Below are 23,333 nucleotides of genomic sequence, written 5' to 3'. Positions count from 1 at the left end.
CTACCGCCGCGCCCCCTTGCGCAGTTCCGACGGCGCCTGGCCGAACTGGCGGCGGAAGGCCTTGTTGAAATAGGAGAGGTCGCCGAACCCCACTTCGTAGGCGATAGCGCTGATCGGCCGGTCTTCGCCGCTGCGGCCGATCATCTGTTGCGCCATGGCCAGGCGTCGTTCCAGCAGATAGCGCGAAAACGTCGTCCCTTCCTGCTGGAAGATTTTCTGGATGGAGCGTGGCGTCACGCCGTTGAGGCCGGCGAGCGTGGCGACGTCGAGTTCCGGATCGGAAAGATGCGCATCGATGTAGGCCTTGATGCCTTGCATGCGGTCGCTGCCGGGCACGCTCGCCTCGGCATCGAGATAGGCCAGCACCAGCGGCAGGATCTCGTGGAAATGCACGTTCGCCATCTCCGCTTCGCGGGGGCCGTGCGGCCCGCGCATCAGCAGGTAGGCGCCGTAGGTGATCAACAATTGCAGCGGCGGAAAGTTTTTCGGCACCGGTCGCAGCAGGATACGCTGCAGTTGTGGCGCCGGTAGTCGGAAGGACGCCAGCGGCAGGCTGCCGCAATCGAGTCGCCCGCCCGACGGCAGCGACCATTCGAACGGCTCCTCGCCAGAAACGAACAGGAAATCGCCGATATCGACCTCGACCGTTCGGTCTCCCTGATGCACGGCAAGCGGCCCTTCCATGCTGCGCACCATCAGCGCACGCCCGCTTTTCGCCCGGCCGGTGCCGGTGATCCGTAATGGGGCGGGAGCGAAAAATGCCGTCATGACGGCAAGTTGCGGCAAGGCGCATTGGATGCCGCGGCTGCCGGCCAGCGCCGCCGCATCGATTTCCACTGGCCCGATGATCGAAGACAGCATCGTCCTTGTCAGCGCACGGCTTTCGCGTTCGGCAAGGCCGGCGGTGTCGAGATGTTGAGGGCTGATCAGTTCGGTCATGAAAGGTATCGTTAAATATGTGTCAAAAATGCAACGCCGGTGCCTGCTTTCCGGCAAGTTCGCTGTAGGCGTGGTGGCTTTCGTCTCCGGCCAAGTCGCCAAGGTCTCGCTTGGGTAAACCTGACTGGTATAGACATGTTTAACCGACTTGAACGTGGCAAACCAGAGGCCTGCTTTTCGCGGGTGAGGTTTTCCGCATCCACGAGTCGAATGGAGAGATCTCGATGCGCCACGCCGCTCTGCTTGCCGGAACCTGCTTCGCCCTGATGCCGTTGTTTGCGATGCCCGTTTTTGCCCAGGACCCGGCGACGGAAGGCGAGGCCACGGAGCTGAAGCCGCTGGTAATCACCACCGCCACCCGCACCAGCCGGCCGGTATCGAGCATTCCCGGCTCGGTCATGGTCATCGAGGGTGAAGAACTGGAGCAGCAGAAGAAGCTGGCTGCCAACGCTTCGGCGCTGGTCTCCAAACTCGTTCCGGGCTTCTCCGTATCCAACCAGACGTTATCAGGTGCTTCCGAGACATTCCGCGGCCGTGGAGTGCTGGTGCTGGTCGACGGCGTGGCGCGCAACACGCCGCTGCGTGACGTTTCCCGCGTGCTAGCGCTGGTGGATCTGGCCAAGGTCGAGCGTATCGAGGTGGTCAACGGCGCCAGCAGCCTCTACGGCTCGGGTGCTACGGGCGGCACGATCAACTTCATCACCCGCAAGGATGCCACCGACAAGGCTTCGGTGACCGTCGAGACCAAGGTTCGCGCTTTCACCGAGAATCTGGGCGAATCGGCCGCGCCGGAAGTTTCCATCTCGGCCACCCAGAAGCTCGGCAATTTCGATTACCTGTTCTCGGCCAGTGGCCGCAAGGTGCGCCGCACCTATGACGGCGACGGCCGCGAACTGCCGTCTGACGCCATGCTGGGGCAGGGCGGCGGTGACCGCACCGATTTCGGCAATCTCTACGCCCGTCTCGGCTTCGAGGACGAAAGCCGGAGGTTCGAAATTTCGGCTGAGCTGGTGAAGATGAGCCAGGACCCCGACTGGTTCACCAATTTCCTCGCCAGGCCTGCGGTTCCCGATTTCACCAGCCCCTATACCGGCAAGCCGGTGACCGAAGATTCGAAATATTTCAACGCCCGCTACACCGATTCGGCCTTTGCGCTCGGCGACCTCGAGGTCAAGGCTTTCCACAACGACATGGAGAAGCGCTTCCCCTTCACCCGCTTCGATACCGCCGTCAACAATCAGGTCTATTACTCCGGCGATCCGCGCAATCCGCAAGCCGACTACGCCCAGGGCACGCTCTACAGCAAGCGCACCGGCATCAACGCCACCGTCGCCACGCCGCTCGATTCGATCTGGCAGGACATGGTGCTGACCTGGGGTCTCGACTTCCTGCATGACGAGACGACGCAGAAGATCCAGAATGGCTGGGACATCATCAGCCCGATGCGGCAGAATTCCGTCGCGGCCTTCGCACAGCTTCAGGCGCCCGTCACCGATCGACTGGAGATCCAGGGCGGCGTGCGTTACGAGCGCTTCTTCCTGAACGTCGCGGATTTCAACCGGCCGGGCATATTCTACATCAACCGGCCCTATCCGGCGATCGACGTCATCGGCGGTTCGTTCGAGTATGACAACTGGACCTTCAACCTCGGCGGCACGTTCGATCTGACGCCGGAGCTGCAGGCTTTTGCCGGTTTCTCCCAGGGCTTTTCGCTGACCGATATCGGCGGATTCACTCGCCGCGCCGGCGCCAACTCGTCGGCGGAACTGTGCGATGCCTACGGCGCTCTTGCCTGCCCGGGTGCCGGGGCGCCGGATTATACGGTCAGCTATGCCTCGATCGCGCCCGATCCGCAGGTCGTCAACAATTATGAAATCGGCATGCGCGGCGGCTGGACGGATTTTGGCGGATCGCTGTCGGCCTTCGTTTCGACCTCGGATGACGGCGTCAACTACGACGTCGCCTCAAACCGTGTTTCGCAGCAAAAGGAAAAGATCTGGGGCCTGGAAGCGACCGGCTGGTGGCAGGCGACCGATAATTTCACGGTTGGCACCGTGCTCTCCTACCAGGAGGGCCGCTACGACGCCAATCGGGATGGCGACATCGACAGCTGGCTGCCGAACAACCGCATCGCCACCCCGTTCCGCGGCATGGTCTACGGTACCTACGTGTTTGAAAACGGCCTGAACCTGCGTGGCGAAGTGGTGTTCTTCAGCGGTCGCGACAAGATCACCAATGTTCCGGAGATCGAAGGTGCGGCGCTGGTCAACGTGATGGCGAGCAAGAAGGTGGGAGAGGGCGAACTGAGCTTCGGCATCGAAAACCTCTTCGACCGCGACTACATGAACCCGACCGCCAGCGCGACGCGCAACAACGTCGTCAACGGTGAGGGACGCACCGTATCCTTGAGCTACAAGATCACCTTCTGATGATCAGCTTTTCGATCCGGGGAGATGGTATCATCCATCTCCATCTCTGTCCCCCCTATGCCGAAACGGACGAGGAAAGCTATCTTGCTGCCCTCGACCGCATCGGCGAGATCGAAAGGCCCTACGCCATGGTGGTCGATATTTCCGGTCATGTGCATCTGTCGCGCGAGGGCGAATTGCGCCAGGCGGCTTGGGCCAAAAGAACGCGGACGCAGATTTCAACCCATTGCCGGGCGGTGGCGCTGGTGCGCGAAACGCCCAATCCGCGCTCGCAGCAATCCTTCTCCCGCCTGTGGAATATTCCCGTGCATGTGACCAGCGACGGCGAGGAAGCGATGCGTTTCGCGACCGATCACCTCGATGCTTCCGGACACCGCGCATGAGCGCCGCCGATTTGCAACAGCCGGCCGGGGCCACTCGCTTCTCCGGGCGCCGGATGCGGCTGTTTGCCGTTCTCGCCGGGCTTTATCTGGCGCAGGGCATTCCGGGTTACCTGCTGGTGGCGGCAATCCCGCCGATCATGCGCGAACTCGGCGTCTCGCGCACGGCCATCGGCATGCTGGCGGTGCTGATGATCCCGCTGACGATCAAGTTTCTCTGGGCGCCGCTGGTCGATCGCATCAAGCTGATGTCGATCGGTCATCGCCGAAGCTGGATCTTGCCGACGCAGTTCGGCACCGTGCTGGCGATCGTCTCGCTGATTTTCGTCGAACCGAACAATGTACTGGCGATCTTCCTCATCGGCCTCGTCATCGCCATCCTGACGTCGACACAGGACATTGCGACGGACGGCTACGCGACGCTGGCCCTGCGGGAGGAGGACCGCGCCGTCGGCAATGCCATCCAGGGCGGCGCCGTGGCGGCGAGCGTCATCGTCGGCGGCACCTTCTCGCTGGTGCTCTACGAGTGGATCGGCTGGCAGCCGATGATCCTGACCATCGCCGCGATATCGACGCTGCCGCTGGTGGCAATCGCCTTCATGCCCGAAGACGCCAATACGGCTGTTTTCCAACCGGCAAAACGCCCGTCGCTCAAGGCTTTCATCAAGCGGCCCGAAGCGCTGACCGCCCTGACCGTTGCACTGATCTACCGGGCAAGCGAGGGCCTGGTGAAATCGATGGAGGGGTCCTATCTCGTCGATGCCGGCCTGCCGTTGTCCTCGATCGGTTATCTCAGCGGTATTTCGGCAGCCACCGCCGGTATTGCCGGATCGGCAATTGCGGCGATGCTGGTGCTGCGCACGGGAGCCAGTGGCACGCTGCTGTTGCTCGGTGGCCTGCGGACCTTGTGTTTCCTGCTGTTCAGCTTGCATGCCGCCGGTCATCTTTCGGGGCTGTGGGTCCTGCTTGGCGCCGCAGGTTTCCAGACGCTGATCCGCTACATGGAAATCGTCGCGCTCTACAGCCTCTTCATGGCCGTTGCCTCGAAGGACCAGCCGGGCACCGATTTTACCATTCTCTCCTGCGCCCAGATCATCATCTACCTGCTCGGCTCGATGATAGCCGGCATGATCGCCGATGCGCTCGGCTACCCCGTGCTGTTCTTCGTTGCGACCGCCATCTCCGGCGGTGCCGTCATCGTGACGTTCCGGCTGTTGACGACGCTGAAGCGGCGAACCGAGGAAGCTGCGGCGCAAGCCAACCGAGGAGAGTGAAAGACGGCCTGCGGCCTGGTTCGTTCCGACAGGCCGCTGATGCCGCGCCCGTACGCCCGGATCTTCTCTATTTTTCGCCGGTGCAGCAACCGCATGACAATGCGATAGAATGAATATACTGTTTGGTGACAACCATAGTTTATTCTTCAAAAGTCGAGTTGGGCCAGGAATGCAAAGCAAACGGTAAACAGGACGTCTTCCGCCTGGCCGCCGGGGGCGAATAACCATGCCTCGCTTGAATTGTCCGTTCCTGGGCACCGGGATGATTTTGGAATGAGCAATTCGAACAATGCCGGACGTCGGTCCGAGATCAGGATACGGCCGGCGGACGAGGCGGATGATTTCGGCCGGACGCGGGAAGATATCGATTTCTGGATCAACTGCATCGGCGCTGCGGTTCTCGTCGTCGATCGCTATGAACGAACGGTTCGTTTCGGGAACCAGAGCGCGGCGTCTTTTTTCGGATTGACGGTGGATGCGCTGGCCAACCGGCCGATGGCGGATCTGCTGGGTGATGAATGCGCCCAGTTCACCGACCACATCTGGAGCAACGCAGCCATCGGGACGCCCGGCGAACCCTTCATCCTGAATGCGATCGTCAAATCCGAACCACGATCCTTGTTGATGCGCCTGACGACCGTTGTCGTGGAAGGCGAGGCGCTCAGGCTCTTTACCATCAGCGACGCCCCCATCGGCGGTGCGGTGGCTTTGGCAAGCTGGCAGGAAAATCTGATCTCGCTGCTCAACTGGCTCCCTTTCGGTTTCGAGATCGGCAATCTCGACGACGAGATCCAGTTTTCCAATGCGCAATGTGTCGAACTCTTCGGATATGAGCAAAGCGATTTGCCGACGCCGGAGGATTGGTGGAGGCTCGCTTATCCCGATCCCAGCTATCGCCGCTTTGCCAGGGAGACCTGGGATAGTGCGATTGCCGCCGCCCGGGCGGAAAATCGCGAGATGACGCCGTTCGATCTGGAGGTAACCGCCAAGGACGGTTCGAAACGGACGATCCAGTTCCGCCATCGCACGATCGGCAACTTCAACATCAACCTGTTCCTCGACGTCACCAGCGAACGCGCCTACGCTCAGGAACTTCAGCGCCTGGCCGATACCGATTCTCTGACGGGAGCGATGACACGGCGCCGCTTCTTCCGTGAAGCGGAAAAACGCTACAACGTCGCGCAGGCCATTGCGCCGCACGCGATCCTGATGCTCGATATCGACCATTTCAAGCAGATCAACGATGCCTTCGGCCATGGGACCGGCGACCTGGTCCTGGAAGAATTCACCCGCCGTTGCCGCAGCGTCATCGGCAAGGACGATCTTTTTGCCCGTCTTGGCGGCGAGGAGTTTGCGGTGCTTTTGCGCTACGACGATGCCAAGACGGTGGTGGAGACGGCCGAATGCCTCCGTCGCGCCATGTATGCCACACCTTTCGAGGTCAGCGGCGTTGCGCTTTCCGTGACCGTGAGCCTTGGCGTGGCGATGCGCCTGGCTTCGGAACATGCGGTCGATTTGACCATTTCGCGCGCGGACAGGGCCCTTTACGAGGCCAAGAATACCGGACGGAACCGGGTGGCGATCGCTGCTACGCCGAGGGAGTGACCGGCATGTTGCCGGTCTGAACAGGCTGTCCGGCTGCCCGAAATCCCGCGGTCGAATAATTTGCATGGCAGATGGAACTATTTCTCTCCTGCGCGGTTTCACGCGATGGATCAGGGAGGAACCCATGTCGTATAACATCGATCCTAATGTCATCGACGTCACCACGCTGCGCCACGTCTGGCCGATCCGGGATTTCTGCGAACAATACAATCTCGATCTCGAGAACGAGAGACGGCTGCGGGCCTTGTTCGGCGAATATGCCACGGCGATGGAACTGTTGATCAATATCGTGCGCAGGCCGCGTTTCCGCTGACATTTTCGGCGGCTTGATAGACAGACAACACGGTTTAGCCTTTTGTCCTGCTGGTGTGGCGGGCAACGGGATGTGTATCTTGGACTGTCGCGCCAAATGACAAGAGATTTTTACACACGGCCCATGGGCAGCGTGGAAGGCTGGTGTTTGTCCTTCCGCCCCGTAGAGCCAATCCAGCAAAAAGCGCTGCCGTTTTGCATCCGGAATGCTTTATCCGCCCACGCCTGTCCATTTTGCCTGGAAGGTGAGGGAGCCGTAAAAAACCACCGTACCGGCTTCGTTTCTCACCTCGACGGCGACTTCGCCATCGACGGCGGCGGCAAACTCGTCTCGGGCGATTCCTGTCAGGATACGGGCCACTTCGCTTTCGATGCGCGCAGCGGATTCCATCTCCAGCCCATCGCTGTCGGTGACCGGCCCCGAGCCATTGTGAATGTCGAAATAATATCTAGCCATGTCTTTTCCTCATCGCAAATGTAACGGCCATGGGGCATTTCTGTTCCCGCTTTTGCCGGCATGGGAGAATGCATCGTTGCAGTACGTCGTGCCGGCGCCTTGCCGGCCGGATGATGCGGGTCGACACGGTTGACGAAACCGTTCGCGACTCTAGCTCTACGCGAAAAGGGAGAGCAACATGACGTCGCTGTCGCAGGTGCAAATCGAGGCGCTCGAAATCTTGTCGAAGGGAGAACTGGTCCAGTTTTCCGGTTACTGGGCGCATTTGCGTGATGCGAAGAGCCATCCGGAATTTTGGGGGCAAAGGCCGACGCCCATTCCTTGCGTGCATCGCCGAACGATGTCTGCCCTCGTGCGCCGCGGTCTTGTGGAGCTGAGCAAGAAGAATGCCCGCGAAGCCGTCGCGTCGTTGACGCAAAAGGGCCAGCAGACCCTGGAGGGTTTCAAGGATGCCCCTTACAGCGCCTCCAGCCAGGCATCGTCGGAAGCGCGGCACTAAGCGCAGCAAAGACGGGCGTTTCCGGCGTTGACACCGGCATGCCAAGGCTTGGCATGCAAGGTTGCATCACTGTGCCATTTTCTGCCACGACCGCGGCTGGTGCGGCGTCTTCTCGTTTCGTCGTCATATAAGGGCATGCTATTGCAGCTGCGAAGATTGATTCGAGGAACGAAGCCATGATGGCTGCCTTTATGGTCGCGCTTGCAATGTCGCCGATGCCGCAGATCGCACCGTCGGTGGAACAGCTCCAGAACGATTTCGAGCAGGCGATGGTGTGCCGGCCGATCGATGGCCGCCACGTCTGGAAAGGCAAGATCGCCTTTTTCATCGAGTCCTACGCATTCCCAACGGACGACGAGGCCCAGACCGACGTCGTCGGCGCCGATGCCGTGTTGCCGGCCGACAACGACGTCGAGACGATCAAGGAATTCGAGGCCGCCTGCACGCCAACGGAACAGATGGCTTTGCCTTCCCTATAGGCATTTTTGCCCGGCCGCGGTGCGCTGCCAGAACGGGTTAGCTTATTGTGAGGGGTAAGTTCTCGTAATTGCGGTGAAGCATAAAATTGAGCATAACGTGCACATCGAACTCGGCGGCGGGGGCGATACAGACCGCGGGCGACGAGGGTGCCCGCGGTCTTTTCCGTTTTAGCTCCGGCGAAACGGATTTGAGCCTCCGGCCAGGCTCTGTTTGCTTGCTACTTAGCTTGGCGACGGCGTCACACATCTTTCATCGAAGCCGGATAGGCGGGAGGGATGTGGAGACCGACAATGCACTCGAACGCGCAGCCCAATCGTCCCAAAATCGCCCAGACCGTCATTCATCCAACGGCAAGCCTCAGGGACGCGACCGTCGGACAATGCTGCGAGATCCTGGAGGATACGGCACTCCAGGCCGTCGAACTCGGGGATTTTTCCTATCTGGGGCAACGCTGCATGATCAGCGATGCGGTGATCGGAAAATTCTGCGCCATCGCCGCAGAGGTCAGAATAGGCGCCCCCAATCACCCGATGGACCGCCCGTCGATGCATCGCTTCACCTATTGCCCGGAATATTATTCGCCGGACGCTGTGCGCGACCACGCCTTTTTCGAGCGACGCAAGTCGGATCGCGCCATCATCGGCAACGACGTCTGGATAGGGCATGGGGTGATCGTGTTGCCCGGCGTCACCGTCGGCGACGGTGCCGTTCTCGCAGCGGGTGCGGTTGTCGCTAAGGATGTCGCGCCCTACACCATCGTCGGCGGCGTGCCGGCGAAGTTCATTCGCGAACGCTTCACGCGAACCATCGCCGAGAAACTGTCCGCCATGTCCTGGTGGGATTGGCCTTTCGAAACCATCCTGGAGCGACTCGCCGATTTTCAGTCGAACGATGTCGACGCTTTTTGCGAGCGCTGGTCCTGATACGCTCTGCAGCGAAATAAGCGATTATGCCCGAATTCAATCGGGATAAGTCAAAGGCAGATGTATTCAAAGGGAAGAAATGGTGGGCGATGAGAGGCCATTTTTGACCTCATAAGACGTTGTTTTTGCTCGTCTTCTCGTCGGCTTCGCCCTCACCGGGATTTGGGTGAGGGAATGCTATGTTCTGGATTTGGTCCGCAACGATGCGGCTGGCCTCAATCCCGAGGCGCTTCCGGTCGACGCCTTTCGTGTAGATTTCTGCTGTGGCGATGTTCTTCCATCCGTATTGGGCCAGGAGGTGGTGTGTTGCCGCTCCGCCTTCGGCGGCCAGTGTTGCGCTCAGCTTGCGGAGACCGTGCGCGGACTTCGTGACGTGGGCGTCCGCGCATTTGATGCGGAACCAGTTGCCAAAGCTCTCCTTGGTGAAGGGCTTGCCATTTGCATTCTCAACGAGGTGCAGGCCCCGCCGCGGTGTTGCGTCGATCATCGTCACCAGGTCATCGGGAAGCTCGATGCTGATGCGTGTGCCGGTCTTGGCAGTGGAGAGCGACAGGACACGACCTGTGATGTGCTGCCGACCGACCAGCACCACGTCGGAACGCCGCAGGCCAGCCAGCAGCATAAGCTCCATCGCCAGGCGCTCTGGCGTTCCGGTCTGGTGTGTGGAACGAAACGCTTTGACGTCTTCGATTGTCCAGGCCGGGAAGCCTTCGGTTTTGTAGCTGATGGGCTCGACGCCGATCGTCGGATCGACTTTGACCAGCCGCATTTTTCTCGCCCAACTGAAAAGGCCCTTCATCGTCTTCAGAAAGTTGCCGGCGGCGGCTGGAGTTTCATGACGTTTGTCCAGGCCAGCCTGTACGACGTCTTGCGTGATGGCGGCCAGGTTGGCTTTGGCCGCAGTCTTCAGCACCTGAGCCATGATCAGGCTCTGCTGCTTCCTCGTGGCGGGGCTGTAGCCGGCCCACCTGGCGCTCTCGTTGGTGTAGCGCTCCCAAAGCCACTTGAGGGTGTCGGGGCGCGTCTTCTCAGTCTTGACAGGGCCGCCGAACAGGGCGGCCATGTACGCTTTCTTGAATGTCGGGTCGCTTGGGCAGGGGAGGCGCGTACGCTTCCCTTTCCCTTGGCGAAAATAGAAGACCCACCGCCCGTGGCGGGTCAGCTGTTTATGGACGTAAGGGAAGGTTTTTCTGGGCATACCCTCATATTCACAGAATCGGCCGTCCATATTCAATACCGTCGTCGCGTCTCGAGAGATCTTCTGGAATGATTGCGATGGTCGTGTCGCCGATCCTGAACTCGACACGGCAGCCGGACTGCTTCGCGGCCTCGGCGGCGCGCATGAGGTCCGATTTTTTGATGAGGGCGGGGCGAGTCATTTAGGGTTCCACGAAGAATGTCGGGTTTGATGCGAGCCGCCGACCTTTTCTTGGGCCGGCGGCTCGCCAGGTGTCGCGCCTTAAAGTGACGGGTGAATAATTAAAGGTATGGGTTGAGCCGCTGCGTGCCGGCGCGAATGGTGGCGAAAACGCTGAGGACATCTTCGGCACCCTTCAGGGTTGGGTCGCCAGTAGCTGTACCAGCGCCGCCGAGGCGCGCATGCTGGAAGGGCGCGGGGACACCCGCGTAACCGTTGAACAATTCCGCCAACTGTTGGGTTTGCGCAAGCATTGTGGCGGCTTCGGCAATCTGAGTATTAGCCGCTTCAAGCCATTTTTCGCGAAAAGGGTGCAGGCGCTCTAACAGCGCCGTGTGTGCAACTCGCACTTTTTCAGCTTGGCGCAGTATTTCGCTTTTGAGCGCCTCCACTCGTAACTCGATCGATGTATCGTTGAACTTTTTTGCACTGTCGAGTGCCGCCTGCAGCTTCTCGATTTCCGCAAGCGACGGCACGTTGTCCGCCTCCGCGCCCATGGCGGCGGCCTCACGACGCGTAAGCGCGCTGACGAGCGCCGCTTGTGCTGCTGCAACGGGGTCGACGCTGGCGAGGTCGCGTGCAATCCTTGCGGCCTCTTGGCGCTCATGCGCGCGTTGAACGTCTGCTTCCCGATCAGAAACAGACTTCTGCGCTGCAGCAACTGCCGCTTCCAGCTCTTTTTTCCGGCGGTCAGCGAACATCGCCGTCTTGATTTCGGTGAATTCCTGAAGCTTGTCGCGAAGCTCGCGCCTCGCGTCCACCAAGACATCGCGCGCATAGCCGGCGAAATCACGAGCCTGTTCATACGCGCGTTCTGCGTTTTTCTGCCGGATATCCGGAGGGATACGTGCGCTTTCGCTGACTTTGCGATATTCCCCGACCAGGGCGTCCACAACCTCGTACGCAGCAACGAGGGTTTTCGCGGCCTCGAAAATTTCCGGCGGCAAAGGCTGCTGCATCGCCTGCTCTAGTGCGGTTAAACGGTTTCCCTCGTCCTTCACTTTCGGCGGGCGACCGCGGCGGGCGGGGATGAAATGTTCGAGATCCATGTTCAGCTGTCTCCAAAAAATGCTCGATTTGCGTTTTGTGCTGCCAGTTGCCATCCTTTTTCGATGGCCTTTCTTTCCAAATCGGCTCTTGCCTCTGCTGCAGACATGCGGGTGTCGTAGGCGTAGTACGAAGCAGTCTCCGCACTTGCGATTGTCCTGAAAATCTCGCGAATTCGGGCGAGTTCTGCGGCCTCGGCTTTGGCTGCGGCTTCAACACGAGCCCGTTCGGCGACCGAAAGCTGCGGGGCCAGGGGAGGCGGCGAAACTACTATCCGATGGGCTGTCGCCACCGGCTTGGCGGGCAGTTTTGTCGAGATCGGGATCGGTGCCTTTCTAAGGCCGCGCTCGGCGTCTTCGACCAGTCCGATAGCATCGATCATGCCAGCGGCCTGCGCCCGCCGTCCGATTTCAACACCGCCGCTCCACTTCGCAACGTCAGCGGCTGTGATGTTGCGATGCTTCGCAACGGCCGCGACAAACACGTCTGCAAGATCGTCAACCATTTTCTGCAGTCTTGCGCGGCCGGTGTCGGAATTCAAATCCGGTCGCTTCCCAGGTGACTGCGACGAGACGAATTGCACAGTTTTAACGCCTCGCATCGCGTCGGCTTTCGTCCGGTCTTCGACACTCAGGATAACCCCCACGCTGCCGATGATCGAGGATTCTGACGCGGTTATTTTCCCGGCCGCGCTGGCCAGCCAGAACGCCGCAGAACACGCCATCCCCGAGACGTACGCTGCAACTGGTTTGACCTTTCGAGCCGCAAATATCGCCTCCGCGAGCTCGTCGCAGCCGCTGGCCTCGCCGCCGGGCGAATCCACATAAATCAGGATGGACTCGACTTCCTTCTTGTCGAGGGCGACCTGAAGGTCGCGGCTCAGTTGCTCGTACGTCGCATACCCGAATGCGTCAGTCAGCCATGATTTCTTCTTGAACAGCGGGCCGCGGGCATAAAGTTTTCCGACGCCGTCATCGATGCCAAGCCGTTCGCCACCCGCAACTTTATGGGGGAGGCGGCTTTCTACGAGCTTAGCGCCGCCAATTGCGATCGACAGCGCCTCGAGCTCTTCAGACAACATTGCAAATGGAATTCCGTGCGTGGACCGGATCAAATTACCAGACCTCCGAAAACTCCGAGCAGCGCGTGAAGCGCAAGGAAAAGCAATGAAAACGCCGCGATCGCGAAAACAGCGGCGCCGGACTTTGTTTGCCAACCCTCGTTCGAGGGGCGCAGCAAGTTGCCGGCCAAAGTAGCCGCAACCAGGGACGACAAAATCGTTAGGGCGGCGAGCATTAGAAACCTCCACCGCCGCTGGTATCGGCGAAATTGCGGCGCATCTCGGCGCCCACGTTGCGATCGATGCGTGAGGCCGCGGCGCCTGCGGAAACGATCTCGTTTTTGAGTGCGCGGGCGATGCCAAGGGCGCGCTCCATGGACGCGGTATCCACTATCGGCGAAGCTGTTACCGTCAGGTTCTGCTGGATTTCCTGGCCAGCCGCCCGAGACGCCTCAATTGCCCCGCGACCAATATCCAGGTCATCCGCAGTCTTTCCGGGCATCGTGTCGGTAGACGCTGGCAGGCCGGCCTCTCGCGAACGGCGAGCGTTGTCGAGGGCCAGGCCGCTCTGAACTTCCGGCGTGCCCGCAGGGTTTGTCGAGTTGCCGATGCCGAACAACCGTTCGATGAATTCCCGGTACTGCTTCTGGTTCTTGACCTGGTCGTCGAACGTTTCGCCGGGTGTGTCGCCCAGCCCCTGCGTGAGCAGCGCCCATGCGCCCATGATGCTGACCGCAGCAACGCCGCTGAGCTTGGCCCACCCGCCTTTCGCACCCTTCTTCAGGTCCGGAGTGCCGTCAGTCACCGCCGAGCCGCCGAGGGCTATGGCGGCGCGGGTCAGGGCTGCCGCAGATCCGTCAAGCGCAATAGCGCTGGACTTCAAGCCGAACACGTCGGCCAGTGCGCCGAGGGCGAATTTACCGCCGCCGTACAGCCCGGCGCCGGCAACGCCCATGCCGAGCGCCGCAAGCGCGGGATTGTCTTTGGCGACAGCCGAAAGAGCGTTGATGCCGTTGGCCAGGCTGTTCAAGCCGGCGTTGATCGTATCGATCGGCGTAAGCGCCGCCGACAAGTTTTCCAGCGATTTCTTGAACGACTCCCAGCCCACAAACGGGTCTTCGGCGCGCACGTCCTTCGCGGCGCCGGTGCCCATTGCTTCGTCCATCATCTTGAGCCAGCGCTCGACTTGCGCCCGTTGCGTAACGATGCGGGTTATGAAACCCGTCGCCGTCGTGTTGCCGGACAATTTGCCGATGGCGACCGATACCGCCGTGTTATCGCTCAGATCCACGCCGTCTTTCTGAAGAGCCGGAATCAGATATTTCAGAACCCATTCATCGGGGTTCGCACCGAACATCCCACCATCGACCAGTTTGCCGTTTTGCCGGATCCCAAGTCGATCGCGTTCCGCGAGGTACTTCTTGCCGCCGGCGGAGCCAACTGCCTCCAGCGCGAAGGCTCGGAAGGCCATGGCCAATGCGTTGCCGCTGGTGCCGTCTTGGATGTAGGTGGGCGCACGTGCCAAGAAGTCCAGCGAAAGTGCCGGGCCGGCCGTTTTCGTGGATTTCGCGAATTCGAAAAATGTCGCGGGGTCAAAATCGGGATCGACCTGCGCAGCACGGGTAGCTGCGTCGATCATTTTCATGACGTCGTCGATGCCGACCTGTCCGTCTTTGTTGATGCCGAGGTTGTCGAGACCGCGGATCAGGCCGATCAGCTGTTGGCCAGCGGCGTCGGGGCCGCGGGCGCTCTGCATGACGACGAGCGATTCCACCATCTTCTCCAAGATGGCGTTCGCCCGTTCGGTGTTGCCCATCACGCTGTAGGCGCTTCGCGACATCTCCATGATGCCGGTGATCGGGATAGACGGATATTTTTTGCCGAGCTCCTCCGAGCGATCGAAGAGCTGACCGCGATCCTTCTCAGGGATGCCGGCCATGCGCTGACGGAAGATTTCGCGACGGCGTTCGGACGAAGCGGAAAGTGCTTCTGAGCTTAGACTTCCGATGAGATAGGGCGCGGTGTACGCGCCCAGCATCGCTAAGCCTGGCTTCAGAATGTCCCTCATCCGGTTGGCGTGGCTGCGAGCAGATTTTTCCGCCTCCTGGAAATGGCGATCCATTTCGGCGCGGCCTTGAGCCAAGACCGAGACGGTGTTCGTTTTCCAATGTGCGATCGAGTTCTTTTGAAGCGCGTCGGCCATGTTTCGCGACTTCATCGTGTCGTGGAGGTGAATCCACGACCGCTCAACCTCTTTCATCTCCTGCGCAGAGAGCTTCAGCTTGTCCAACTGGCGCTGGAAGCCGACGCCCCATGGCGTCGAACCGGACTTTGCCAGTCGCATGCTGGCGGCTTCCACCTGGCGCATGGCATCAGTGACCTTCTGCGCCTCGCCCAGACCTTCCGTACGAAGACGAAAGATGAGCTGACCGATGAGTGTTTTTGCCAAACCTACATTCCTCAAAAAACTTTGATGAATGTAGCATAATGAACCTTAAAAATCAAATAATATTCAATATAATCAGATACTTAGGTCATTCTACATCATGCGAGTCCATCCTGTGTCATGATGTGTCACGGCGATGGTCTCGACGCAGCCGGCGTTTGCTGTGCTGCTGGGGCTGCGAACATTGAAACCGGCCTTCATTGACAGTTCGGCTGACATTGTAGGCTCATGTTATGGTTGGTACTTCCTCGTTGCCGCCGCTGGTCGGAAAAGCTGGTCGGCAGTTTCGCGTGCCGACGGCTGCAGGTCGTAACATTCCGAGCGCACGCGCGGGCTGGCCAAATCCCTAGCCGCACGCCACGCTTGCGCCTCGGCCTCGTAAGCACTCGCAAAAATAGCATCCCGCCCGCGAAATTTTACGCGGCGCCAACTGGAATGCGGGGAAAGGCGAAACTCACCGTAGTGGCCGCCCATACGGACCACCGATCGCGCTTCGAAATCCATCGTTCTTTCTCGTTTTCCTAGGTGGTTGGGGATAAACTCTTGGGCCGATCAGCCACCTCAACGTCATGCCCGTCGAGAAAAGCTGCCAGAACACGGCGAACGACCTCGGCCGGCGTCACGTCCAGTTTCCGTGCAAGCTCCGCGAGATCCGCTTTCCGGCGGCTCCCAAGGGGGAGACACAGATCTAGGTAGTCCTTTCCACCGCCAACGGACAGGCGCCATCGGCGCTGCATGTTTGCAATCGTGTGGGCGGAGGTGCCATCGTCGAGAATTTCGGCAATCGCGGCGGGGGCGAAACCTTGTCCTACGAGGAACCCTATCATCGCGGCCTTATCATTCGGCCACCTTGGCGCCCCCACGCTGTTGCACTTTCGGCCAGGTGATGATTTTCGGCGGCGTGACGATCCTGTCCGACACGGGAGGCTACCGCGGCGGCCTCTCGATAGTGGCTGAAAACGACGTCGCGATCGTTCGCCCGGACGCGTTGCCAATCAGACTTTCGTGACAGTCGATATTCGCCAAAATAGCCGTCGTCGGTCGGGACGGCGCGTGCTCCGATGTACATTTCATGCTCGCTGATTTGATAAAGTCGGGGTTGCTTTGGACGCCTCGGCCGGATCAGGGCGGAGTGGTGCGTCACATCTCTATCTTTGATCAGCGACCGGCCATGGGGCCTGACATAATCGCGTCGATATGGTGCCAAAGTGTGACCGCCAAAGTCAACGAAAATCGTAAAACAAGCCGGAGCGGCCCACGCCTCGTGAATTTCTGCGAATAAACCTTAACCCCTAGCGAGCGGGGTTATTTCAGCGGGAAAAATCGCAAATGCCGTTTTCGTCGCCTCCGCCGCCAGAACCCGCCGTGGACGGGAAATCCTGCCGTTATCGATGCAAATTTGCCCTCGGAAGTGAGCAACGCGCTGAATTTAATAAATAAATCGCATTTGGGGTGATGACCCCCCTAGAAAAAAAATAAATTCGGCGAGACACCGAGAGGCCGCGCCTCGCGGGCGGCGGGGCGTGCATACGGTCCCTAGACGTTCTTCATAGCGGGGTAGAGCGGGGCGGGGCGGCTCGCAGAGAGCATAACGGATTTGACATGACCGATAGGCCCGACCGCGGTGTGCGCGTGCCAGTGCCCGCCTGTGGCTCGCAAAGCGGGTGGGCCTGCGCGCACCTGCGCAGTGAGGCGAGCCATTGCCGTGACCAGACCACAGGTGTGCGACTCAACCAAGTCCCCCGGAGGGCGCGTCGACCTGGGTGTGCCCGCGTCCGCCATTGCCGTCTTCAGGCAGTCGAGAGATCGGCCGCGAGGTTGGGCAGACGCCACTTGTTGAGCCCGTTCGGAGACCGCACTACTGCGCGACGACCGGGCCAGGCTTTTGGCGCTGCTTGCCCGCTTGAAACGATTTCGCCGGTCTTCAGATAGCTGGCACCGTACTGGGACTCCGTTCGGCCCGGAGCATTCCTGCGAACCAGCGACTCGGGCCAGTCGCTGATCGCTGAAAACGATTTTTATATTCGCTCAGAATAAACACGCCGGGCAGCGCACATACGCACATGTCTATAGGGACATGTGCGTGTACGTGCGGTCTCTGCCGGCTACGGCCCTTCGCACAATATGCGAAATGTGCGGTCATGTGCGATTGTGTGCGGTTTGGGGATGAATCTCGAAATACTAAACATTTTCAGATGTTTATAGAGGTCGGATTTGCGGCGCAAATATGTGCGGTTCATGTGCGACTTGCGCCGCCGGGTTATTCTCACATCAAAATAGGCGACATCGCTGCCGCCTACCCAATGTGCGCTCATGTGCGGTGTGTGCGGTCCTAAAAAACCGCTGAAACCCAGACGAATTCGCCGTAGTTCTCAACATGACCGGCGCTGATGAGCTCGTCTGTCGCGCGTTTGAAAGCGTTCCGATGCGCACTTTCGCCGCGACCTGCCGAGAGGGAGCCGTTGCAAGCTCTTCGCCATTCCTTGATCGGGAGGACATTGCCCTCCGGACCACCGACCCAATCTGGGGCCGTTCCGTTTTCGGCGATCGCTTTTTCCAATATAGAAAGTGCGACCCTGGCCTGGCCAGTCGGCGGAGGCTTTATAGAGGTCGCGGCCGTGTCGAATTCCGGAACGAGGGTGTCGTGGCTTGGTTGCAGCTTAAAAGACCACTTCCCGCGACTGTCTGAGTCCTTGTGGCGATCGATGCTGGCCACGCTCGTCAACTTGTCCTTGTCGCCTTCAATTTTGATGCGGCTGTCGAACGAGCCCCAGAAATGGGTGTGCATGCGGGCCCGCGTGTGGTCGCCCCAACCGGTGTGCGCCACCGTCAAGACCGTAATGCCTTCACCGAGCAGCTTGACCATGTTCCTGACCCAAGCCCTGGCCGTGGTGTCTTCTACCTCTGTCCCTTTCATAGTGCCGCCGAAGATGTCGAGGACCAGGAGATCGACACTTAGTAGCCGGCAGCGATCGGCGAGCAAGCGGTAGGCGTTGGGGTCGTCGAGCATGTTGTCGTTGGTGTCGATGAAGAAGGCGCCGCGTTCTTCTCGCGGCACACCGTGGTGCTCGTACCAGCCGGGTACACGGAGCTTGCCGACGCCAAACGCGCCTTCTGTTGCGACGTAAAGCACGCGGCCCTGCTTAACCCGGTGGCCGTGCCAAGGCCGGCCGGTCGCAACTGACAGTGCGGCGTCGATAGCGAGGAAAGATTTGAACGCGTTCGACTTGCCGAACCAGAGCGATGACCGGTTCTCCATGATCAACCCGTCGATCAACCATTCTGGGGTCACCAAACTTTCCATCGCAGAATAATCGAGGACACCCTTCGGCATCCCGCGAGCCGCGGCGCCTGCTGTGACCTGTGCGTTATGAAGCAACCGCTTTACAGGTTCCCCCAGATCGACCACGTCGAATTCCGCAACAGCCATCCCGCCACCCCACGATCCTGTGGCGTACCGATAGGCGTTGGCCACGACAGTTTGCAGGTCGGCCGGCAGCCAGGCGGGAAAGGCTTTCGTCTCGTTCCAGTGCTCAAGCATTATTTCGAGAGTTGCCTCCTGTGTGAGGCCATATTCGCGACAACGTGCGGCGACGGTGTAGGTCGTCTCGTTGCCGCCGGCGCCTTCCACGGCCTCCGGCGCCCGGTTGACGAGGTATTCCTTTGCCAGCTCGACATGGGCGGGCAAATCAAGCTCAACGGCTGGCGCTTTGCTGTCGGCGACGGTGTGCGTCGGCGCGTTGGCCAGGAGGGCGGCCTCGACCTCGGCGCCGGCCGGTTCGATCGCGCCGGGAATCGCGACGTAGGGCTTGCCGTCGACTACCGAGCCGGGCCCGACGACATAGCCGTTGTCCGAGCGGATATCGATGCCGGGGTAATCGGGGATCGAATGGACGCGGTTGCGATGGGTCTGATCAACGCGCAGGTAGACGTGCATGCCGCCCGACGGCGTCTGGACGCGAAACGACTTCGGCATCCCGCAAGCCAGCTCGAGCATTTCGAGGCTGGCGAGTCCAGGTGCGCCTTCCTTGGTGTCGGCATCGACGACGATCGTACCACCGCCGGTGGCCACACCGACGTTGTAATTCGCGTCGGCTTTCCACCACTCGCGAATGCGATCGGGGTCGGTGGTCGCCTCCTCTTTCCAGGCGAAGTCGCGCGGCGGCTTCTTGGAACGGGGCGACAGCGGGAAAATGCGGAACCCCTGTTCCGCGAGGGCGAGAGCGTTGGCGAGCTTGCCCGGAGTTTGTTTCGTTTCCCTCATGCCGCCGCCCTCCGGCGGGAGATGATTTCGGAAACACCGTCGAGGTCGGTATACTGAAATACGCAGCTTGCCGGTGCGTGCGTTCGCGCCATTTGTGCCCAGTAGCTCAACCTGTCGTTGGTGGTCTTGATAAACACTGCGAACTGAGAGGTCGCTAAGATGTCGTCAATTGCCGACGTGTGCTCGTTTGACGCACGCCAGTGGCCGAGTGGCTCAACTTGCAGGGGGCGGCGATAAAGAACTGCAACGACAGTTTCTGCCACCTTGAACGCCTCAGCGAGGCCATCAGGGTGGAAGCGGGCTCCGCGGCTCGCGTGGCAACGCCGGTCCCGGTCTTCGATTAGAACCCTCACTGGCAAGCAGCTGTCCCAAGGGCAGGGCCAGAGGGCTTTGTAATCCAGCATCGAGACAAAATGGTCCGCCGCTTCTCCCAGATTTTGTGGCTGAACCCCTTGCGACGACAGAAGAAAACGTGTAGTAAGTTCCTGCATCAGAATTCCTTCATTGCCGTTAGCGTTGCAGCGCATAAGGCAATAGTTTTAGGTTACAAGTAAAAACCCGGCCGCCATCCGCGACCGGGTTTTTTTTATGTTTAGTAAAACCTGCGCATCTTGGTCAGGCGGCTACCTTGTCACCAATGTCCCGGTGGATCCTCTGTCGGCGCGGCGCGTTTTGCTTTTTGGCCATCCAGGCGACCACATCTTCCCGAACGAAATACACCCGCCCGCCGACTGCGAACGGAAGGGGAAAATCAGGATCGGTACGACGGCGATTTATCGTCGCCCGCGAGCACCGGGTCAGTTCTGCAGTTTCGTCAATCGATAACCATTCAGCCATTTTGGGTCTCCGGTTAAGTTGTAAAAATTTGTATCACGCCGAACGACCTGTTCCAAACCGAGCTGCGAACATTGGGGCGGATGGACAGGACTCAAGACCGTATTATCTGTGTGCATGCAGTATCAAGATGTAGCATTAAGCAAAAGTTAACGTCTGAAAATGCTGCACAATTTGAGAAGGCGACCCACATCTTGTGTGCGATCGAGGATCCTGCAAACCCGGCAAATCGCAACATCCCTAAAACAATCCGATCCACCAAAAGCAGCCGACGGCGACCGCCAGGCAGCAGACCGATTGCGCCAGCTGACGGCGCCATGGCCTGGCGACCTGCGCCGGCCGAGGGACGATGTTCGGAAGGAATTGCTTCCAGCCGTCTTCCGGCCATGCCTCATCGCTCCATTGGATCGGCGCCAGGCCATGCAGGTTTCGCATTCGATCGGTGAATTGCCGCTGCATCGCCTTGGCATCGACGCTGGCCGGGTAGGTGAGGCGCAGCGGATTGCCGGCGGTCAGCATGTCTCGCTCGAGATTGGAAATCGGCCCGACCTGCGACTGCGGCGGCGTGATGCGGACCTTCTCGACAGGTGACGGAATCCCATCGTCCAGCATGACGGAGACGAGCGCTTCGCCAATGCCCATGCCGATGATTTCGGACTTGACGTCAACCTCCTTGTTCGGTCGGAAGGCCTGAACGGCGGCCTTGATCAGTTTCTGGTCCCGCGGCGCGTAGGCCCGCAAGGCGTGCTGCACGCGATTGCCGAGCTGGGCCAGGACCGTGTCGGGGATATCGGCTGGCGACTGGCTGACGAAGAACACGCCCATGCCTTTCGACCGGACAAGCCGGACAAGCCGCTCGATCTGCTGTAGCAGCGGTTTCGGCGCCTCGTTGAAAAGCAGGTGCGATTCATCGAAAAAGAAAATCAGCTTCGGTTTGTCGAGGTCGCCGACTTCGGGCAACTCCCGAAAGAGCTCAGTGAGCAGCCACAAGAGGAAGGTTGCGTAGAGCTTTGGGGCTTCCATCAATCGGTCGGCATGCAGCAGATTGACCACCCCCTGGCCGTTTTCGGTGCGGAGAAAATCCGCGATGCGGAACGGCGGCTCGCCAAAGAGGTGGTGCCCGCCTTGTGCCTCGAGGGCGAGGATTGAGCGCTGGATGGCGGCGATCGATGCTGCCGTGACATTGCCGTAGAGCCTGCAGATGTCTTCGCGCAGGTCGATCATTTCGTTGAGGTGCCAGCGCAGGTCGTCCAGGGTGAGGATGAATTCCTGATTGTCGCGGGCGCGGCGGAAGGCGATGGCCAGCGCGCCGTGCTGTGTTTCGTTGATACGGAGCATCGAGGCCAGCAATTCGGGGCCAAGGGCCTGCACCGATGTGCGGATCGGCAGGCCGTGGTCGCCAAAGATGTCCCACAAGGTCACGGGGCATCGGTGAGGCTGGAAGGCACCGTGGCGCTGTGCGGCTGTCGATTGCGGATCGCCGTAGGCCGCGATGCCGGACAGATCGCCTTTGACGTCGGCGGCGAAGACGGGAACGCCCGCTTTCGAAAAGCCCTCGGCGAGCGCCTGGAGCGTCACCGTCTTGCCGGTGCCGGTGGCGCCCGTCACAAGACCATGGCGATTGCCAAATCGGAGCGGCAGCGCAATTGGCTTTCCGGTGGGCGTGCGGCCGATGTGGATGGAGTCAGTCATTGCTTCAAACCTCCCGCTGCGGCCAGGTCGGCCAGATAGCTACAACCGAATTCGAGAAGGGCCATAACGTCGGCCTCGTGGATGCTCCGCGGCCCGGCATTTTTTAACAGAGCGAATAGCTCATTTTTCGTGCTCGGATGACCAGCAACTCTGGATTGGAACCTGGCAGTGGCCACTTTTATTAGGGTAACGCCATTTTCCTTGCAAAAACAGTCCAAAACGTCCCCGAGAGGTTGCAGGCGTCGCGACCAAGTCTGGCCGTTGTAGCCGACAAAAATATGCCGCGGCTGCAAAAAGCTCCAGTCATCCGCCAGTCGGCATGCGAATGACTCGGCCGTGGCTGGTGACCGCTGAGAACCGTAGACTCCGGAAACGCACATTTTGAGGTTTCCAAAGGCAATCGCGCCCCGCTCGTTCAGTTTAATCGCCATAGCGTTCATTGTGTACTTGTCCCCAATTTCGAGCGCAGAATATCCCGTCACCAACTCGATGAGCTGGTAGCCTGAAGGTTCATGGTGATAGAAAGACGGTTAGGGTACGAAATACATCGACCGACTCAATGTGGCCCCGCCACTCTTGAAAGATACTAAATTGACTCTCTGAGTGTCAATTGTGATACTAGGTATAACTTTTTGGGGGATAAAAATGGTTGAAGCAGGTCAGGTGCGGGCCGCGCGGGCATTGCTTAACTGGAAACAAATAGAGCTCGCCGAAAAGGCGGGTGTGTCGGTTGAGACGGTGAAGCGGATGGAGGCGCGTGCAACAGTGTCGGGTAATATCCGGCACATCCAAGCCGTTGTGAGTGCTCTTGAAGCGGCCGGCTGTACGTTTTTGCCCGATGATGGCAATGGGCCCGGCGTCCGCGCCAAGGTGCCGGCGGTAGACGAGTAGGAAAGCCCGATCGACTTGACCGCCAGGTACGCTATTCGCGGTCATCCTTTTGATCGTCGTCGGCACCGCTTTCAGTAAACGGTGAAATGCCGGCTTTTTTCAGAAACTCACGGTTAGCCTTGAAATGCTGCTCGAACAATCGAGGCGAGCTTACCAGCTTCTCATAGCGCTCAGCGAATTTTCTGACACTTGGGCTCATTGGCACCGGAATATCTTGCAAGGTCTCAGAGACCATTTCAGCCTCTGTGGCGCGTTCGTTTTGCTTTTGCGTTGCGTTTCTAGCCACCTCCCACTTTTGTTTCCATTCCCTGTAATGGTCGGGGAGCAGTGTCGGTTCGGAACCGTTTGCGACTTTTAAGGCCGGGAGTTCGACCCCGACCATTT

General features: G+C 59.8%; 23 protein-coding genes. 9 read left to right on the top strand and 14 right to left on the bottom strand.

What is annotated here, in order from left to right; translation table 11 throughout:
* Positions 1 to 939 carry a helix-turn-helix transcriptional regulator gene (locus ACSQ3I_RS19230; protein WP_436001605.1) on the bottom strand — a complete coding sequence of 313 codons (939 nt, stop codon included), beginning with the start codon at positions 937 to 939 and terminating at the stop codon, positions 1 to 3.
* Positions 940 to 1,163: 224 nt separating this feature from the next.
* On the opposite strand from ACSQ3I_RS19230, the gene ACSQ3I_RS19225 reads away from it, so the two are divergent.
* The 5 genes from ACSQ3I_RS19225 (at position 1,164) to ACSQ3I_RS19205 (ending at position 6,940) form a co-directional block, all read left to right on the top strand.
* Positions 1,164 to 3,368 carry a TonB-dependent receptor gene (locus ACSQ3I_RS19225; RefSeq protein WP_436001604.1) on the top strand — a complete coding sequence of 735 codons (2,205 nt, stop codon included), beginning with the start codon at positions 1,164 to 1,166 and terminating at the stop codon, positions 3,366 to 3,368.
* On the top strand, positions 3,368 to 3,751 hold the full coding sequence (locus tag ACSQ3I_RS19220) for a hypothetical protein (RefSeq protein ID WP_436001603.1): 384 nt from the start codon (positions 3,368 to 3,370) through the stop codon (positions 3,749 to 3,751). Before ACSQ3I_RS19225 ends, ACSQ3I_RS19220 begins: the two co-directional genes overlap by 1 nt.
* Positions 3,748 to 5,022, top strand: coding sequence for a RhtX/FptX family siderophore transporter (locus tag ACSQ3I_RS19215; RefSeq protein ID WP_436001602.1), 1,275 nt, complete (start codon positions 3,748 to 3,750; stop codon positions 5,020 to 5,022). The genes ACSQ3I_RS19220 and ACSQ3I_RS19215 overlap by 4 nt, the downstream gene beginning before the upstream one ends.
* A 273-nt stretch (positions 5,023 to 5,295) precedes the next feature.
* The gene (locus ACSQ3I_RS19210) at positions 5,296 to 6,627 is read left to right on the top strand and encodes a diguanylate cyclase (RefSeq protein WP_436001601.1); all 1,332 of its coding nucleotides are present in this window, start codon (positions 5,296 to 5,298) and stop codon (positions 6,625 to 6,627) included.
* Between the two features lie 124 nt (positions 6,628 to 6,751).
* On the top strand, positions 6,752 to 6,940 hold the full coding sequence (locus ACSQ3I_RS19205) for a hypothetical protein (protein WP_436001600.1): 189 nt from the start codon (positions 6,752 to 6,754) through the stop codon (positions 6,938 to 6,940).
* A 210-nt stretch (positions 6,941 to 7,150) separates the two neighbouring features.
* On the opposite strand, the gene ACSQ3I_RS19200 is transcribed toward ACSQ3I_RS19205, so the two are convergent.
* The gene (locus ACSQ3I_RS19200; RefSeq protein ID WP_436001599.1) at positions 7,151 to 7,396 is read right to left on the bottom strand and encodes a DUF6894 family protein; all 246 of its coding nucleotides are present in this window, start codon (positions 7,394 to 7,396) and stop codon (positions 7,151 to 7,153) included.
* 178 nt (positions 7,397 to 7,574) lie between these two features.
* On the opposite strand from ACSQ3I_RS19200, the gene ACSQ3I_RS19195 reads away from it, so the two are divergent.
* The 3 genes from ACSQ3I_RS19195 (at position 7,575) to ACSQ3I_RS19185 (ending at position 9,298) form a co-directional block, all read left to right on the top strand.
* Positions 7,575 to 7,895, top strand: coding sequence for a hypothetical protein (locus ACSQ3I_RS19195; protein WP_436001598.1), 321 nt, complete (start codon positions 7,575 to 7,577; stop codon positions 7,893 to 7,895).
* Positions 7,896 to 8,071: 176 nt separating this feature from the next.
* A complete protein-coding gene (locus tag ACSQ3I_RS19190) occupies positions 8,072 to 8,374 on the top strand; it encodes a hypothetical protein (RefSeq protein WP_436001597.1) in 303 nt (100 codons plus the stop codon).
* A 291-nt stretch (positions 8,375 to 8,665) separates the two neighbouring features.
* Positions 8,666 to 9,298, top strand: coding sequence for a DapH/DapD/GlmU-related protein (locus ACSQ3I_RS19185; RefSeq protein ID WP_436001596.1), 633 nt, complete (start codon positions 8,666 to 8,668; stop codon positions 9,296 to 9,298).
* A gap of 109 nt (positions 9,299 to 9,407) precedes the next feature.
* On the opposite strand, the gene ACSQ3I_RS19180 is transcribed toward ACSQ3I_RS19185, so the two are convergent.
* The 11 genes from ACSQ3I_RS19180 to ACSQ3I_RS19130 form a co-directional block, all read right to left on the bottom strand.
* A complete protein-coding gene (locus ACSQ3I_RS19180; protein WP_436001595.1) occupies positions 9,408 to 10,361 on the bottom strand; it encodes a tyrosine-type recombinase/integrase in 954 nt (317 codons plus the stop codon).
* A gap of 145 nt (positions 10,362 to 10,506) precedes the next feature.
* Positions 10,507 to 10,677, bottom strand: coding sequence for a hypothetical protein (locus tag ACSQ3I_RS19175; protein WP_436001594.1), 171 nt, complete (start codon positions 10,675 to 10,677; stop codon positions 10,507 to 10,509).
* A 100-nt stretch (positions 10,678 to 10,777) separates the two neighbouring features.
* A complete protein-coding gene (locus ACSQ3I_RS19170; protein WP_436001593.1) occupies positions 10,778 to 11,764 on the bottom strand; it encodes a hypothetical protein in 987 nt (328 codons plus the stop codon).
* 2 nt (positions 11,765 to 11,766) lie between these two features.
* The gene (locus tag ACSQ3I_RS19165; protein WP_436001592.1) at positions 11,767 to 12,843 is read right to left on the bottom strand and encodes a S49 family peptidase; all 1,077 of its coding nucleotides are present in this window, start codon (positions 12,841 to 12,843) and stop codon (positions 11,767 to 11,769) included.
* 29 nt (positions 12,844 to 12,872) lie between these two features.
* Positions 12,873 to 13,058, bottom strand: a complete 186-nt coding sequence (locus tag ACSQ3I_RS19160; protein WP_436001591.1) for a hypothetical protein — start codon at positions 13,056 to 13,058, stop codon at positions 12,873 to 12,875.
* Positions 13,058 to 15,271, bottom strand: coding sequence for a hypothetical protein (locus tag ACSQ3I_RS19155; protein ID WP_436001590.1), 2,214 nt, complete (start codon positions 15,269 to 15,271; stop codon positions 13,058 to 13,060). The genes ACSQ3I_RS19160 and ACSQ3I_RS19155 overlap by 1 nt, the downstream gene beginning before the upstream one ends.
* Positions 15,272 to 17,600: 2,329 nt before the next feature.
* Complete coding sequence (locus tag ACSQ3I_RS19150; protein WP_436001589.1) at positions 17,601 to 19,532, bottom strand: bifunctional DNA primase/polymerase; 1,932 nt, start codon at positions 19,530 to 19,532, stop codon at positions 17,601 to 17,603.
* Entirely contained in the window at positions 19,529 to 20,023 is a 495-nt protein-coding gene (locus ACSQ3I_RS19145) for a hypothetical protein (protein ID WP_436001588.1), read from the bottom strand. Before ACSQ3I_RS19145 ends, ACSQ3I_RS19150 begins: the two co-directional genes overlap by 4 nt.
* Positions 20,024 to 20,147: 124 nt before the next feature.
* The gene (locus ACSQ3I_RS19140) at positions 20,148 to 20,369 is read right to left on the bottom strand and encodes a helix-turn-helix transcriptional regulator (protein WP_436001587.1); all 222 of its coding nucleotides are present in this window, start codon (positions 20,367 to 20,369) and stop codon (positions 20,148 to 20,150) included.
* 237 nt (positions 20,370 to 20,606) lie between these two features.
* Positions 20,607 to 22,058, bottom strand: coding sequence for a helicase HerA-like domain-containing protein (locus tag ACSQ3I_RS19135; RefSeq protein ID WP_436001586.1), 1,452 nt, complete (start codon positions 22,056 to 22,058; stop codon positions 20,607 to 20,609).
* Positions 22,055 to 22,498, bottom strand: coding sequence for a hypothetical protein (locus ACSQ3I_RS19130; protein ID WP_436001585.1), 444 nt, complete (start codon positions 22,496 to 22,498; stop codon positions 22,055 to 22,057). Before ACSQ3I_RS19130 ends, ACSQ3I_RS19135 begins: the two co-directional genes overlap by 4 nt.
* Before the next feature lie 205 nt (positions 22,499 to 22,703).
* On the opposite strand from ACSQ3I_RS19130, the gene ACSQ3I_RS19125 reads away from it, so the two are divergent.
* Entirely contained in the window at positions 22,704 to 22,949 is a 246-nt protein-coding gene (locus ACSQ3I_RS19125; protein ID WP_436001584.1) for a helix-turn-helix domain-containing protein, read from the top strand.
* Positions 22,950 to 22,980: 31 nt separating this feature from the next.
* Here ACSQ3I_RS19125 and ACSQ3I_RS19120 read toward each other — a convergent pair.
* Positions 22,981 to 23,333: hypothetical protein (locus tag ACSQ3I_RS19120; protein WP_436001583.1), on the bottom strand; the 353-nt coding region annotated here is incomplete at its 5' end.

Source organism: Rhizobium sp. LjRoot30 (assembly GCF_964253915.1).
Taxonomy (GTDB): domain Bacteria; phylum Pseudomonadota; class Alphaproteobacteria; order Rhizobiales; family Rhizobiaceae; genus Metarhizobium.
The sequence above is the reverse complement of the archived record's forward strand: the minus strand, read 5'-3'. Positions and strand labels throughout refer to the sequence as shown.

Bases quoted from the DNA above. Each gene is read 5' to 3' on its own strand.
- ACSQ3I_RS19185 (WP_436001596.1), top strand. From the start codon at position 8,666: ATGCACTCGAACGCGCAGCCCAATCGTCCCAAAATCGCCCAGACCGTC.
- ACSQ3I_RS19220 (WP_436001603.1), top strand. From the start codon at position 3,368: ATGATCAGCTTTTCGATCCGGGGAGATGGTATCATCCATCTCCATCTC.
- ACSQ3I_RS19210 (WP_436001601.1), top strand. From the start codon at position 5,296: ATGAGCAATTCGAACAATGCCGGACGTCGGTCCGAGATCAGGATACGG.
- ACSQ3I_RS19230 (WP_436001605.1), bottom strand. From the start codon at position 939: ATGACCGAACTGATCAGCCCTCAACATCTCGACACCGCCGGCCTTGCC.
- ACSQ3I_RS19200 (WP_436001599.1), bottom strand. From the start codon at position 7,396: ATGGCTAGATATTATTTCGACATTCACAATGGCTCGGGGCCGGTCACC.
- ACSQ3I_RS19140 (WP_436001587.1), bottom strand. From the start codon at position 20,369: ATGGCTGAATGGTTATCGATTGACGAAACTGCAGAACTGACCCGGTGC.
- ACSQ3I_RS19175 (WP_436001594.1), bottom strand. From the start codon at position 10,677: ATGACTCGCCCCGCCCTCATCAAAAAATCGGACCTCATGCGCGCCGCC.
- ACSQ3I_RS19165 (WP_436001592.1), bottom strand. From the start codon at position 12,843: ATGTTGTCTGAAGAGCTCGAGGCGCTGTCGATCGCAATTGGCGGCGCT.
- ACSQ3I_RS19225 (WP_436001604.1), top strand. From the start codon at position 1,164: ATGCGCCACGCCGCTCTGCTTGCCGGAACCTGCTTCGCCCTGATGCCG.
- ACSQ3I_RS19160 (WP_436001591.1), bottom strand. From the start codon at position 13,058: ATGCTCGCCGCCCTAACGATTTTGTCGTCCCTGGTTGCGGCTACTTTG.
- ACSQ3I_RS19215 (WP_436001602.1), top strand. From the start codon at position 3,748: ATGAGCGCCGCCGATTTGCAACAGCCGGCCGGGGCCACTCGCTTCTCC.
- ACSQ3I_RS19190 (WP_436001597.1), top strand. From the start codon at position 8,072: ATGATGGCTGCCTTTATGGTCGCGCTTGCAATGTCGCCGATGCCGCAG.
- ACSQ3I_RS19135 (WP_436001586.1), bottom strand. From the start codon at position 22,058: ATGACTGACTCCATCCACATCGGCCGCACGCCCACCGGAAAGCCAATT.
- ACSQ3I_RS19125 (WP_436001584.1), top strand. From the start codon at position 22,704: ATGGTTGAAGCAGGTCAGGTGCGGGCCGCGCGGGCATTGCTTAACTGG.
- ACSQ3I_RS19170 (WP_436001593.1), bottom strand. From the start codon at position 11,764: ATGGATCTCGAACATTTCATCCCCGCCCGCCGCGGTCGCCCGCCGAAA.
- ACSQ3I_RS19195 (WP_436001598.1), top strand. From the start codon at position 7,575: ATGACGTCGCTGTCGCAGGTGCAAATCGAGGCGCTCGAAATCTTGTCG.
- ACSQ3I_RS19130 (WP_436001585.1), bottom strand. From the start codon at position 22,498: ATGAACGCTATGGCGATTAAACTGAACGAGCGGGGCGCGATTGCCTTT.
- ACSQ3I_RS19145 (WP_436001588.1), bottom strand. From the start codon at position 20,023: ATGCAGGAACTTACTACACGTTTTCTTCTGTCGTCGCAAGGGGTTCAG.
- ACSQ3I_RS19150 (WP_436001589.1), bottom strand. From the start codon at position 19,532: ATGAGGGAAACGAAACAAACTCCGGGCAAGCTCGCCAACGCTCTCGCC.
- ACSQ3I_RS19205 (WP_436001600.1), top strand. From the start codon at position 6,752: ATGTCGTATAACATCGATCCTAATGTCATCGACGTCACCACGCTGCGC.
- ACSQ3I_RS19180 (WP_436001595.1), bottom strand. From the start codon at position 10,361: ATGGCCGCCCTGTTCGGCGGCCCTGTCAAGACTGAGAAGACGCGCCCC.